The sequence below is a fragment of the Novipirellula rosea genome (genome assembly GCF_039541335.1).
Lineage (GTDB): Bacteria > Planctomycetota > Planctomycetia > Pirellulales > Pirellulaceae > Novipirellula > Novipirellula rosea.
The window spans coordinates 23,937-37,614 of the sequence record NZ_BAABGA010000039.1 but is presented as its reverse complement, the minus strand read 5'-3'; the positions used below and the strand labels follow the sequence as shown (position 1 = coordinate 37,614).

General features: G+C 53.8%; 8 protein-coding genes. 2 read left to right on the top strand and 6 right to left on the bottom strand.

Translation table 11 applies throughout. The features are described 5' to 3' along the window. Window positions 1-109: 109 nt before the first annotated feature. From ABD971_RS16125 to ABD971_RS16110, 4 genes are all read right to left on the bottom strand, one after another. Window positions 110-1,660: an exopolysaccharide biosynthesis polyprenyl glycosylphosphotransferase gene (locus ABD971_RS16125; RefSeq protein ID WP_339942770.1), complete on the bottom strand. Its 1,551-nt coding sequence runs from the start codon at window positions 1,658-1,660 to the stop codon at window positions 110-112. Between the two features lie 96 nt (window positions 1,661-1,756). Next, on the bottom strand, window positions 1,757-4,153 hold the full coding sequence (locus ABD971_RS16120; protein ID WP_339942772.1) for a polysaccharide biosynthesis tyrosine autokinase: 2,397 nt from the start codon (window positions 4,151-4,153) through the stop codon (window positions 1,757-1,759). A 637-nt stretch (window positions 4,154-4,790) separates the two neighbouring features. Beyond that, entirely contained in the window at window positions 4,791-7,733 is a 2,943-nt protein-coding gene (locus ABD971_RS16115) for an O-antigen ligase family protein (RefSeq protein WP_345323697.1), read from the bottom strand. A 244-nt stretch (window positions 7,734-7,977) separates the two neighbouring features. Further along, window positions 7,978-8,604, bottom strand: a complete 627-nt coding sequence (locus ABD971_RS16110; protein WP_339942775.1) for a hypothetical protein — start codon at window positions 8,602-8,604, stop codon at window positions 7,978-7,980. Between the two features lie 693 nt (window positions 8,605-9,297). Between ABD971_RS16110 and ABD971_RS16105 the strand changes: the two genes are divergently transcribed. Continuing rightward, a complete protein-coding gene (locus ABD971_RS16105) occupies window positions 9,298-10,500 on the top strand; it encodes a type IV pilus twitching motility protein PilT (protein ID WP_339942777.1) in 1,203 nt (400 codons plus the stop codon). 155 nt (window positions 10,501-10,655) lie between these two features. Next, complete coding sequence (locus ABD971_RS16100) at window positions 10,656-11,993, top strand: ATPase, T2SS/T4P/T4SS family (protein ID WP_345323694.1); 1,338 nt, start codon at window positions 10,656-10,658, stop codon at window positions 11,991-11,993. A gap of 267 nt (window positions 11,994-12,260) precedes the next feature. Here ABD971_RS16100 and ABD971_RS16095 read toward each other — a convergent pair whose 3' ends face one another. Beyond that, window positions 12,261-12,980: an SDR family NAD(P)-dependent oxidoreductase gene (locus ABD971_RS16095; RefSeq protein WP_345323692.1), complete on the bottom strand. Its 720-nt coding sequence runs from the start codon at window positions 12,978-12,980 to the stop codon at window positions 12,261-12,263. A gap of 235 nt (window positions 12,981-13,215) precedes the next feature. After that, the gene (locus ABD971_RS16090; protein WP_345323690.1) at window positions 13,216-13,665 is read right to left on the bottom strand and encodes a DUF1499 domain-containing protein; all 450 of its coding nucleotides are present in this window, start codon (window positions 13,663-13,665) and stop codon (window positions 13,216-13,218) included. Window positions 13,666-13,678 lie beyond the last annotated feature (13 nt).

The following is a 13,678-nucleotide window of genomic DNA, read 5'->3' as shown; positions in this document are numbered from 1 at the left end:
AGAGAATCTTCGATCGCCAATCGAAATGCCTCGCGTGGGAACGCATGCCTCGCGCGGGAACGACGGAATAGTTATTTCCTTCGCCCCGACGAAATGTGGAAGCGACAAACTAGTACGCGCCCTCGTTTTTCAGCACCACACTTGGGGTTCGTGCCAGGATCCATATATCAAGCCAGAGCGACCAATTTTTGGCATAGTACTCGACAAGCATTACCCGTGTCTGAAACGTAACATCATTACGGCCGGCGACTTGCCAAAGTCCGGTCAATCCCGGGGTCATGTGTGTGTATTCAAAGAACTTGGTGTTGTAACGGACGATTTCATCCGCTGGCATCGGACGCGGTCCAACCAGACTCATCTCGCCGACCAGAACGTTCCAAAGTTGTGGTAACTCATCAAGACTCCAGCGACGCATTGCCGAACCGATATAGGGCACGATGCGTGGGTCATTTTTAATCTTTTTGGTTTCGTTCCACTCGGCTTGCAATTCGGGATGAGCCCTCAAGTGCTCGTCGAGCACATGGCTGGCGTTGGGAATCATCGTGCGGAATTTCCACATCTTGAATCGGATACCATGTTGTCCGACGCGTGGATCACCGTAAAAGATCGGACCTGGCGAGGCGATTTTAATCGCCATCGCGATGATCGCACCAGGGATTAGCAACAGCAGGAACAATGGCACACAAATTGCCAAATCAAACAAACGCTTTGTAACCCGCGGCATGAATCGAGGTAATGGGCGATTAATTCGCGTGATCAGGCTACCGGGAACGGGCGAGCGTTCACCACTTAAGATCGCCGATTGCAAATTGCCGAAAACGACGACCGAAGGAAACGTGAAAATTAGACGCTCTGTCAATCGGACACGCGTGTCGCTCGAGGTCAGGACGACGACGGGAGTATGGTGATTACGAGCAATCTCGACGATATCGTAACTGTTGATCACGGTACGCAAGTCAGCTTTGGCTGCGACGTCAGGTTCGATGTAGTCAGTGGCAATCGCGACCGGTCGATACCCGCATGTCGGATGCGATTTGAGTCGCCGAAATGTTTGCTGCGAAGATTCGGCATCCCCCACAATCAACGCGCGCATGCCCCACCAAGTCCGCCGAGCAAGATAACGACGGGCAACATTGCGGCTGAGAGGCAAAAAGAATGCGGTCATCATCACGCCAATCAGGAACATGATAAATTCCACCCGTGGCAACTGTCCGAGCATCGCATTCAGTGCCGCTAACGACACAAAACTGAAAATGGTGGAGCGAACTAAACCACGGAGTTCAGCGATCTGACTGTCCCCCACCCCCGGATACATCTGGTGGATGGACATAAACAAAAACTGCAGCAACAAGATCGCTGGCAACTGATTCCACGTGCCCGGATGAAGTGGCCGCTGTAGAAACAGGTCAACGACGTAAGCTGCACCGACAAGGCAGAATCCTGTCACCACCAGGTCAACAATCAGCAAGGGTAACCCCGTCAGAAACGCCTGGGTTGAATAGGCGACACTCAGACGACGGCTAGGTCGGCAAGCCGTATGTTCCGAAAGGATTTCTTCCACGCTCGCCAGATTTGCGTCATCCGCTTCTTCCGACGAAACGATAGCGGCGACGGCCATCGGGCCGAGCAAGCGTGCGGTCGTTTCGAATCGTGTGGACAATGAAAACACTCTGCTTTGGGTTTGCGTCGAGTAGACGAGGCTATTAAGTATGGCTTTGCCGCACGATCGTGCGAACAAAAGATTGGCGTCGGCAAACTAAAAACTGCTCGCTTTTAAGCTTGAAACCGTTTCCACCAACCTTGCCGATTGTTCTGATCTTCGGGCCGGTTTTTCCGGAGTGACCGAATACTCGTGGTAGTACCCGACATAGCTGTACTCTTCGCTTGAATACCCGTTCGAGTAGCCGTAGGTACCTTGGCCGTTCTTCTCCGTTGCATTGATGATCAACGCCGTTGGGGTAACATCGATTTCTTGCAAAATGCGGACGGCACGTTCGACGGGACGTCGGCCGTTTTTGCGAATCCGTACCGTCAACATCACTGCGTCTACGATCGGGGCGATAATCGCCGGGTCCGCCACCGCTAGCAGCGGCGGAGCATCGACCAAGACCACATCAAATTGACGCTCACAGTCGGCAAGCACTTTGGACAACTGGCTGGACTCGAGCAGTTCTGCAGGGCTGTGGGTTCGCCCACCATGCGGCATGATCATCAAATTTGGCACTTCCGATGCATGAAAACAATCCTGCAAATCAGATGTCTCAAGCAATGCATCGCTTAACCCCGGGCTGGCCTCAAGTCCAAACAGTCCACCGATCACAGGCCGCCGCATGTCCGCATCGATCAACAATACCTTCTTACCTGCTTGGGCGAACGAAATTGCAAGGTTCGAGATTGTCGTTGACTTTCCGTCTCCCGGGTGAGGGCTAGTCATCATTAACTTAGTTGCACCCGAGGCGCGGGTCTTCACCATCATGGATGTCCGAGCCACGCGATACAATTCGGACTCAGGTGAACGTGGCGTGTGAAATGCAACCAACGACGGATCGAGCCTCGTTTCCGTGCTCAGTTCCTTCTTCACTTTCTTCAAGTCGATACGAGGAATGTGAGCGATAGCGGGAGCCCCAAGCGTGTATTCCAAATCGTGTGCGTCCCGGAACGTTGCGTCAAACAGTTCGGAAGCCACCGCCAGCGAACCACCAAAAAACAACCCAAGAATTCCCCCCAAGGCAACGACGATTGGGAGCTTAGGCCAAGCTGCCTCTTTTTCGATTTCGGGGCTCGCCAGCAGGTCTGTGGAAAATCCAGCGTAGGAACCGGATAGATTAATTTCCTGCAAACGGCGGATCACTTCGTCATAGCGTGCCTGGGCTCGATTAAGTTGCGCCTTTAGCGAGCTGCCTTTCAGAAAATCCGCTTCAACCCCTTTGGCAAGCCGCAATTCGTTGGCGGAATCGGCAATCAGGATCTGCTCGCGTTTTTCCAATTCTGCAATGTCGTGCTCAAGCAGCATCGAGTAGGTCGTTAACATCTCTTTGGGATCAAGTTTACGCCCCTGTTTCGCAGTTGCGGTGGGTGCGTTGGCAGTGATGAACTCTTGAATGACCTGAATCTCTTTCTGAGTCGCAGCTACCAATGGATGATTGGGACCAAAGTCTTCTGCCAGGGTTCGCTCGGTTTGCAATAGCGACAACAGACGCGTGTACTGAGCTCGAGCCGCTTCCTCGCGAGCAGGTTGCTCGGCTTGGAATTCCTCACTCTGGGCTTCCCCACGCGTGACATCCAAAAACAGCTGCAGTCGCTCGACTTCCTTTTGGCTTAGCAGTGCGAGATGTGCGGTATCGTTGGACTCAAGCAACTCGGGACGATTCAAATACGTCCGAATCAATTCAAGCCGTGATGTTTGCTGAGCCAGATTAGAACGGACTTCATTGAGTTCTTTTTCAAGATTCTCCAAGCGATCCCTGTGGATGTCACGGACCGTGTCACCTTCAAGTAAAACCGGAACCGAACTAATAAAAGCGCGATACTCTTTGTCAGCATCCGCCAATTCATCTTCGTGCGTCTTGCGAGCCGCTTCGATCAATGCAATGGCTTCCTCACCGCTGTTCTCGCCGTGAGATTCAACATAATTCCGATAGCTTTCGTACACCGCCTGCAGAACTTTTGCAGCGTCCTCTGCCTTCGGGTCGCTGTAAGTCGCTCGGATTACCATCGCATCGCGAGCCGAACCTTTGCCACCTCGCTGAACATCAAGATTGTCGAGCAGGTGATCGATTGGATGAGTGTTCTTTTTGATTGCCTTTTGGAACGAATCCAATTTCCCTAAACCATTCTTTTCGATCGCCTCGGCGAGGTTGCGACGGCTGGTGAACAACTGCATGTGGGTCGCGAGCTGGTCCGTGGCAATCGCATCGCCGCTGGCGGCAGCCGTGGACGCGGTTCCGCTGGATGTCATCTCCGAGGAACGCTGCCCCACCAACACCTCGACCTTCGATTCATAGACCTTGGTCGCTGTAAATTGGTACAGCAGCGAAAGGATGATGCCAAAACCAAATCCAAATGCGATCAACGCCCAACGTCGACGAATCACACCGATAAGATCCAAATCAAATTGAGTATCTTCACTTGAGCTGGTTACGTCTTTTGCCATCAGTGGGACCCGATTCAATCACAAAAAAAGAGGGAATGTTGACACCACATGAGCCAATACAAACGCTAGGCTTGCAATCTCATGTTTTGCGCACATCCTTGTTTCTCGGCGGAACCGTATCCCACTAAAGAGTGTCTCCTAATCTTTTCATCTTCTGCGCGTTGTGCAGAATGTGCACATAGTTCGCTCTGAAAGCATTAGGTCGCTATGCAAGCATTATGAGAAGATTTGACAGCACGCATACCTCCTAAGTTCCCCAAAACCCCACTTTCCTGTCTATTCGGGTTAAACGGACCACCCCCACCCCAGGCCTACTCTAGGTCAGTCGCAGGGAAGGGTGCCCAAAAGAACGTCGACTGAAGAACGTCGACTGAAGCCTGTCGCGGCTCGAAGGTAGCGAAGTGCCAAAATACAGCTGCTGCTCGGAGCGCGATCGCCAAAACTAAAGCGACAAATTTTGGACGAAATGGATAGCACGTCCCCGGCACGCAACCCTCAGAGAATACCCCCTAAGTGCTGAAACAGATCGCAAACGACCGCCTCAAGAGCCCAGGCAGCTTGGCAATCCCAGCGAGCGTGACGGCAGCACGCCGTTTCCATGCGCTCAACCCGGGCGGAATAAAATCGTAAAACGAGTTTAGAGGAGTGATTTTCGAGCGTCCGCTTCGAGCCGCTGCTTGATCGCCTCGATTATTTTCTCGGATCGTTCCGTTGCGGGCTCCAGTGCCCGCAAGAGCGTCGCTTGGTCGAGCGCTTCTTTGAGCTGATCGTCGTGATAGAGCGCTCGGCAATGATAATATCGATAGTCGAGATTGTGCGGCTGTAATCGCACGGCGAGGTTCCAGTACGTTGCAGCTTCCCCCCAATTTTTACCCGACTCCTCTACTCTCGCAGACAACTCCATCTTCTCGGCTTCACCGAGGCTCGAATCGCTTTGGATTCGCGTGAGCACCTGCTCGCGAAGCCGCCGAAGCGTGTGCTGGTTGACAGTGAAATCACCTGCCTCGCTGACAAATCGAACCGCTAAATCATTTCGTTCGGCTGGGATGATTTCATTCAAAAACTCTTCCAGCGACAATTTGCGACCGGCAAGCTGAACCACCGCTGGGTAATAATCTTCACCAAACTTCAGCGATCGACGCCATTGATCGACCATGTGGTCTCGGTTGCCTGCGAAGTACGCCACCATTCCTCCGGCATACTGTAGGCTGCGACTGCTATGTGAAAGTTTCGCAATTTTCTCTTCCCACATTGCCGTGTCTTGCTGCAGCAGTGGTGTCAGCATTGCGCACGACAGATAGGTGTTTGGGCTAAGCGGATTCAATTGAAGTGTGTTTTCTTGGTCTGCTATTGCCAAAGTCAACGAGTCTCGCAGTGCTGGATCGACAAGTACGTTATTAATCAACGCGTCACGATCGGATTGCGCAAGCGAGTAAAGGCTTTGGAATAAATTATCCAACGATGTTTGGCTCCACGTTAGCGGAGTTTCGTCGGCCGACGATTTTGCTAACAGTCCAAGACGGTACTCGGCGAAATGCCAAAGACTACGCCGGCGATAGAGTTCCCATCTTTTCGGATCACGCTCGATCGCATCGGAGAGCAGCAGCAGGTTAAATTCGATTTCTTCAAGACTCGGTTCGTATTCTTCGGACGAAAACTGAGTATGAGCTAAGGCATTTTCCGTTCGCAGTTTCATGTCAGTCGCCATGAATGCGAACAGCACCACAACCGCACTAACAAGACACCAAGTTAACGGACGGTTGGATACTTGCAGCAACCGGTCACGCAGAGGAGTCGATGCTAAGTCGCCAAGTTTTGATTCCGACACTTTGTGAGCGCTAAGTTGTCCGGAACGTCGGAGCATCACCTTGTTCAGCGAGAGGTCACGCGTGTAGACGGCAGCCATGCACCCAAGCAAGATCGCTTGCGTAAACATCACGCCTGGAATCAGCACAACAAAGTCGACAAAACTCTGGGTCACGATCGACGCCAGACTGAATAGACCAATAATTCCCCAGCTAAAGTGTTCCTGGCTTGCCGACTTTCGAATGAGAAAAACGGCGGATTTGCCGAGCAACATGATCACAACTGCAATCGCGATTACACCAAAGACACCTGTTTCGACGAGGATTTCTAAGTATTGGTTGTGCGCTTCGCGGAACCACTGCTCAGTGTCATTTTCTTGTTGAGGCAGATGTGCGTACCCGAACGTTCCTAGTCCGCTTCCAAATGGCAGGTGAGCGATTGCGGTGTCGATGCCGTCGCGCCAGTGAGTGAAACGTGCATCGGTCGAGACTTGGTCGATGTTTAAACGTTGCGACTGTTTGGCAAGTTCATTTCGAAGGCCTGTGAGGGCGATCAAACCGATGCAGCAACCGGCAATAAACACAGCTGCGAATAGTGTCTTGCCAGAAAAGCGAGACGGAACCGTGATGAAGAGTGCTAGCCCGGCTACCGCTCCACTGATCCACACGCCTCTCGAGGACGAGGCCAATAGCCCGGCTGCCAACAACCCGACGAAGCACAACAGCAATAGAAAACGTGGGTCCGTCCATCGAGGCCTTGGGCGATAGGAATCGATCCCTCGCGACTCTCGAGTCGATTTTCGAATACCGGTAGAGGATTGACGTTGTATCCCTATCAAACCAATGATGGCTGCAAGCCCAGGGATCAGAGCGGCGGCACCCGCATTCTTGTAAACAAAGGTCGAGAACGGTAACGTGACGACGTCTTTGGTCATCCCCGGCAACAAATCGCTTGATCCAGAGGATCGTTGAACCAAGCCCCAAAACGCCAATCCTGCCGCATTGATTGCCAAAGTCCATGCCAGAACCTTGCGAGACTCACGCGTAAAGAACAATATTGTCGAAATCGCAAAGAAGACGAACCCTAGTTGCCACAGAGCCAAACGAGTATGACTCGATGAAGGAACGATACTGATCGTTGCTGAATGAGTGCTGGACGCGGATGACGCGAGCTCATTATTTCCTTCTAACTGATCGCGTGCGAGCTCAAGCTGGTTGATGGCGGGTGCTGAAAAATCGCGAATCACGCTTTCCGTTCCAGGCGCAATCCAATGGATGATTTCGCGAGGCAGTTCAATGGTTTGTAGCATCGGAACCGTCACGCATATCGCCCCGAACAACAAAGCGGGAACGGGCAATGGTTGTTGCCGGCGGGATTTTCGCCACACGATTGCCGACATCGCAAGACTCGCGGCCAACATCACGGCAACGTGATACCAAACAATCGCATCGGTGCCACCGAAACGCCAACACGTGTAGATGAATGCGGCGATCGTTGTCGCCCGCGCTAGATTCAACAGCCCCCATTCCCAGGCCGCAAAGTCACTCGTTAGAGCCTGGCCTCGGCGCTTGCTGCTGCGTGTCGAGGAAGCGGTTGTGGTTCGCATTGGCTGGATCGCGTTGGCCAACGGTTGGCGGTGCGATGAATCCGATCGCACCGAAGCCGCACGCGGTTGCGATGCGGGTGCAGAGACTCGCTGAGGCTGCACCGGGCCCTCAAGCGGTTGTGGGGGCTGATCCGTCGGCAGTGGGTCCGGAGACTGGTTCGCATCCATTGCGGCTATCAATCGGTACTAGTTTCGAGTCTCGCTGACGTGCGAAGGTGCATCCTCAACGGCAATCGACGAAATAGCGTCCGTGTTAAACAGGGACCTTTCCGCTTCGATATCGACCAATGTACGGATAATTGCAAAGCCGGAACACAGCAAACGTCAAACTAGGAATAACGAAAAAAGCCCGCTTAGTCTGAACTAAGCGGGCTTCTTGTTGTTTTCTACGGCAATCCGACGCTAGCGTCGACTACAGTCCACTGGGTGAAGCGGGGGTTCCCGGTTCGTCGTCGTCGGTCGACAACGGAATTGCGATCGCAGCTGCGATTCCGCCGGCTGCAAGCAAGCCGAAGCCGCCGCCTCCGCCGCCGCCAGCTCCTCCACCACCGCCGCCGCCACCGCCGTGGTGACCGCCAAAGTGATGTCCGCCACCTCCAGCAAATCCGCCGTCCACGAATCCACCGTCAGCAAATCCGCCATCGATGAAGCCGCCGTCAACGAAACCACCATCAATCGGAGGACCGACAATGTCGCCAACCGGATGAAGTGCCAGCAATTCGTCGCTGCACTTCAAGTTGCGGCGAATTTCAAATAGCTCGTCGCGTACCTTCAACAAGTCCGCTTCGATGTGAGTTCCTGCATCCAAAAGCCGGTCAACGGCAACGATTGCTTCGTTGACGCGAATCAGCTTTTGTTCGCATGTGTTCTCTTCGTTCGCTACGAATTCATTCAAATCCGTAACCATTTGGCCCACGTCCAGCGAGCCTTCCGCTGCAACAACCTCAGCCTCAGCAGCCATAAAGGCGTGCGCTGGAGCTGTCACGGCACCGCACAGCAAGGCAGCCGCCGAAAGTGTGAAAATCCTCGTGAAACGCATCGTTTAAGCCCTAACTATTAAGTTGTTCGATTCCATGGGTTCGCAATATTGGATCGCCTAACGCCACCCCGGCTCGATCTCTACAATATTTAATCTTCATCAGAGTTTATCTGCGGATTGCAAATAAACAATAAAAAAAGTTGCCTATATATCAAAAACCACCCAGATTACCTGTCCGGCAAAGTCATGTTAGGCTGGTTTGTGAGGGTTATGGCGGCGTTTCTGCAGGGGGTTCGGTGGGGGCCACCGGCCAAATGCTAGCTATTCCTTAGCGTCGCGGGTGGTTTTGTCGCGGTGCGGCGTGCTGCAGCTACCGTGGATACTATTCGGCGATCTCGTCCCCGCCAGCCGTCCCCGCTTCCTGCTCCCTTTTGCTTTGGCACCACTACATTGGCCCCCCTGTTTTCAGATCATCTCTTTCCTATTCATCGAGCCCAGCACCGCTGGTGGTGCGTTGATCACCACAGGAACTAGCGGAAATCAATCGTCACGGCGGTATTCGCGTCACAACGTGAACGACCTGAATCGATCCTCGCTTAAAATGTTGTGTTGAGTGCTTTTGGCAATTACCTAGAATGCACTTGTGGACCGATTGCTAAACTAGCACGCTACGGTTCGCTTCGTCGCTCAGTTTGCTCGTCGCACAGTTTGCCTCATCCTGTCCGTTTCCATCTTTGTGATTCGATAACGCAAATGTCCCATAAACCTTCGGCTCCCCCCACCACTGCCGCCCCTTTGGATAGTTCTCGCGAAGCGGTCATGGCTCGCTTGAAAGCGACGCTGTTGCAAGAGAAGAAAGAACTGGAGGTCGACAAGATCTTCCGCGCCCTCGTCAAGCTAGAGGGGTCCGACTTGCACCTGAAAACGGGCCAACCGCCGATGGTACGTGTTCGCGGCGAATTAAAACCACTGAATCGGCCTCCGATTGAGAACGAGGAAATGGTCGATCTGCTGATGCCGATGATGGATGACCGAAACCTCTTGATCTTTGAACAAGAAGGCGGTGCTGACTTCTCATACCAATGCGAAGTGGACGGCGTTCGCTGGCGATTTCGTATCAACATGCTCAAGGCACTCGGCAGCATCGGTTTGGTCGCACGCCGGATCAGCAACTGGATTCCCGACTTCAAAGGATTGTTCCTTCCCGATTCGGTCGAACAACTATGCCACTTCGAGCAGGGCATGATTTTGATCGCCGGTGTGACAGGATCGGGAAAGAGTACGACGATCGGGTCGATGCTGAATTATATCAACAGCATCTATCGGAAGCACATTCTGACGCTGGAAGATCCGATCGAATTTATGTTCACCGAAGACAAGTGTTTGATCAATCAACGTGAAATCGGACAAGACGTCAAGGATTTTTCGATCGGGATGAAACACGCGGTACGTGAAGACCCCGACATTATTCTGGTGGGCGAGCTTCGTGACGAAGAAACCTTTATGACGGCGATCCATGCGGCGGAAACCGGTCACTTGGTATTTGGGACGATCCACGCCGCAAGTGCGTCGACGACGATCGGCCGTATCTTGGACTTGTTCCCCGAGGAAATGCATAACGCCATCCGCTCGGCAATCGCGTTCAATATGAAAGGGATCATCTCGCAAAAATTGCTTAAGAGTATCCGCCCGGGCGTACCTCGGGTTCCGACCGTCGAGGTGATGACGTTCAGCCCGATGATTCGAAAACTAGTGCTCGAAGGCCATGACAACAAACTTCCCGACGCGATTCGCATCGGCGCCGAAGATGGCATGCAAGACTTTACCATGAGCTTGAAACAGTTGATCGATGATGAATTGATTGACCGTCCTACCGCGTTTGCCGTTGCCCCGAATAAAGAGTCACTGAAAATGGCGCTCAAAGGCATCGATGTGAAGGCACCGGGGATTTTGTAAGCCTCACAGCCTGTATATTTCAGCCGCCGGTGATATCACGGGGGAAATGTTGATCGTGACGCCGCTATGGTTGTCGCTCGTCTTTTTTTTCCGCAAAACCAACGCGGTACTTCACTCTATTACCCTTTCTCACTTTTTGACTTCAAACTTTTCTCATGGCTGAACCAGAAGCTCCGATCCAACTTTGGCAAACAGTTGCACCTGTTGAGTTCGTTCCCAAAGTCAAGGATCGCACCGAGGCGCAGGCGCTTCTGATCTCGACTCGTCAAGGAGCGGGCTACCACATCGCCGGCGGGCAATTGGCGCATGCGATCCGCTCGCGAGCGACGCATATCTTGATGGATTTTTCGCAAGCCGCTTGCGCGATTCGTTATCAAATCGATGGGAACTGGGAGCAATTGCCACCGCTGGATCGCGAGACCGGCGACGCGATGCTGTACGCGCTCAAACAGTTGTGTTTATTGAATCCGGCGGATCGACGCAGTGCTCAAACGGGCAAACTGAACCTGAAAGTCGCCAAAGAAAAATTCACGCTGACCCTGCAGTCGCAAGGCGTTCCCACCGGCGAGCGTGTGCTGGCGCGGATCGAATCAGAGAAAGTTCCCTTCGAAAAGCTCGCCGACCTTGGTATGCGCGACAAGATGTTTTCGACGCTCAAGCAGAAACTCGACTCGAGTGGCAACATGGTGTTGGTCACCGCGCCCAAAGGCGAAGGGTTGACGACGACGTGGGTGGTCACGGTCAACGCTTCGGATCGGCTGATTCGAGATTTTCAATCGTTCGAAGAACAATCGCGGCCCGAACCGGACATCATCAACGTGAACCCCAACTTCTACGGAGGCGATACGGGGTTAACGATGAGCGACTTGGTCAGCAAAATCATTTTGCGAGAGCCCGACGTGTTGATGTTTCCCGATATGCCCGATGAAAAATCGTTGGCGATCGCGGCGCACCATGTCGAAAACACCGAAAAAAGTTTGATGACGCGGATGAACGCGTCGTCGGCGATGGAAGGCTACATTCAATTTGTCGCGAAACACAAAGATTCATCCAAAGAGGTCGCCAAACTGACCAACGCCGTGTTGTGCCAACGTTTGGCGCGGCGATTGTGCGACAATTGCAAAGTCGGTTTTGAGCCGCCGCCGCAACTATTGGCTCAACTCGGAATCCCGCCAGGGCGAGTTGCCTTGTTGTATCAACCCTTTGTGCCACCGCCGATCGAACAGCAGGTGGACGAGCAGGGACGTCCCGCCCCGATCACGCCTTGTCATGTTTGTGAAGGACGTGGTTACCTAGGGCGAATCGCGATCTTCGAACTGCTGATCCCCGGCGATCAATTGAAAGCCGCGGTGTTGAAGACGCGGGACATCGGTCAATTGAACAAGATTGCCAAGTCCGAAGGACATCGCGGCATGCAGGCCGAAGCAGTGCTGACGGTCGCTCGCGGATTGACCAGTCTGGATGAACTGAAACGCGTGTTCGCCAAACGTTAGCCAAGGTCCTTCGGCAGCTTAGCCAGCAACCCGCTGCCAGCAACCCGCTGCCAGCCCCCCCTGCCCGCTGCCCGTCGCCCGCTGCCCGTCGCATGCGCCCCATCACCCAATGCCATCCACTTTGGCGAGCGCTCGCGGCGCAAGCCGCCCGGTTGCAGCGAGTAAAACGTTCGAAATTGACCGGGCAGCTCGCTCCGTTCCGCGCGCGAAACCAGCTAGGTAGTACCAAAGCAAATGGCATGGCTTAGTGACCATCATGGATCGGATCTATTTTTGCACCCGTGACAATCCGCCATCGACGCCAATCACTTGGCCAGTGATCCAGCTGCTCTCGCCAGAGAGCAAAAATGTGGCAATCGACGCGCTATCGCTGACGTGGCCGATCCGGCCGAGCGGATAGACTGCGGCCATCGCATCACGCTTTGACTCGCTCGAGAGCAGGCGTTCGCTGAGCGGAGTGTCGGTGAGGGCAGGGGCAATACAGTTGACGCGAATTTTCGGTGCAAGCTCGGCGGCCCAGCAGCGTGTGATCCCTTCGATTGCTCCTTTGGCTGCCGAAACCGACGTATGCATGGCCAATCCACGACTTACCGCCACAGTGCTAAATAGAACCACGCTCGATGACTCTGCGGCTTTGAGTGCGGGCAATGCACGCTGCATCATTCGCATCGCTCCGACAACGTTCAGCTCAAAATCATCACGCATCGCCTCCGCCTTGGTCATCCGCAGTGGCGATAACCCAATCGAGCCAACACAATAGGCGATTCCATCGATTTGCTCGGGCAGCTCGATCGTGTCGATCGAGTCGGTCGTCACATCCGCAACACAATGCGTCATTCGAGTCGCGAGTGCGGGATCAAGACTGTCGAGTTGCCCGCGGGTTCGCGACACGACGACCACCGATCCGCCTCCGCGAAGCAACCGCTCGGTGATCCCGAAGCCGATGCCATGACTGCCGCCGAGGACTAGAAACGATTTGTTGTGCATTGGACAAACAATCAAAAAAGGACGTTTTGAGGAGTCTCTTTTTCACTGTAGCCCGATGGCAACAGCCCAGTGCCATCGACTTAAGCCGTCAACGACTTTCGTTCAATTGGCGAATGCCCCCCGAAACTCTTGGCCAGTTTCGCTACGAAGCGGTTAACAACGTTCGCCGAAACGGCGCACGTAATCAGCTCACGATGTGGGGATCGCGGCGGGACTGCTAACGACGACGATGACCTCAATTTGCGTCATCTGGCGTGCGGAGCCCCTCGAGCAGCTGGGCCAAGTTTCGCGGGTTTTGCCCGAGATCCCCTTTGCCAACCCGTGATTGACTCGACGCGTTCATACGCGTCCCCTCGCCACCATCGTCGGGGACCAATTTGACGTGGATGTCATCGACAAAGCGAAACAGCGGCGTGGTGCGGGTGATTTTGTATTCGATCGCCCCGTCGGACTCGGTTTTCGATTGGACCTCCCAGCGAGGCGTGGCCGCGACCCAGCGCTGCAATCTGGAATCCAACAAGACCACCGAGTCGGGAAAATCGGCGTCGATCGCTGCCGAATTCTCGGTGAAATCACGACTCCAGTTGTCAATCCGCATCAATCCCGCCACGATAATGACTAACACGATCGTGATCGCGACGGCCAACGTTCCGAGCATCTTTCGTTTTCCCCATTTCTTATTCATCACCGAGCCCCTT

What these genes read in the sequence shown, in the direction of transcription:
- ABD971_RS16100 (WP_345323694.1), top strand. Translation starts at nt 10,656, where the DNA reads ATGGCTGAACCAGAAGCTCCGATCCAACTTTGGCAAACAGTTGCACCT.
- ABD971_RS16105 (WP_339942777.1), top strand. Translation starts at nt 9,298, where the DNA reads ATGTCCCATAAACCTTCGGCTCCCCCCACCACTGCCGCCCCTTTGGAT.
- ABD971_RS16110 (WP_339942775.1), bottom strand. Translation starts at nt 8,604, where the DNA reads ATGCGTTTCACGAGGATTTTCACACTTTCGGCGGCTGCCTTGCTGTGC.
- ABD971_RS16090 (WP_345323690.1), bottom strand. Translation starts at nt 13,665, where the DNA reads ATGAATAAGAAATGGGGAAAACGAAAGATGCTCGGAACGTTGGCCGTC.
- ABD971_RS16120 (WP_339942772.1), bottom strand. Translation starts at nt 4,153, where the DNA reads ATGGCAAAAGACGTAACCAGCTCAAGTGAAGATACTCAATTTGATTTG.
- ABD971_RS16115 (WP_345323697.1), bottom strand. Translation starts at nt 7,733, where the DNA reads ATGGATGCGAACCAGTCTCCGGACCCACTGCCGACGGATCAGCCCCCA.
- ABD971_RS16095 (WP_345323692.1), bottom strand. Translation starts at nt 12,980, where the DNA reads ATGCACAACAAATCGTTTCTAGTCCTCGGCGGCAGTCATGGCATCGGC.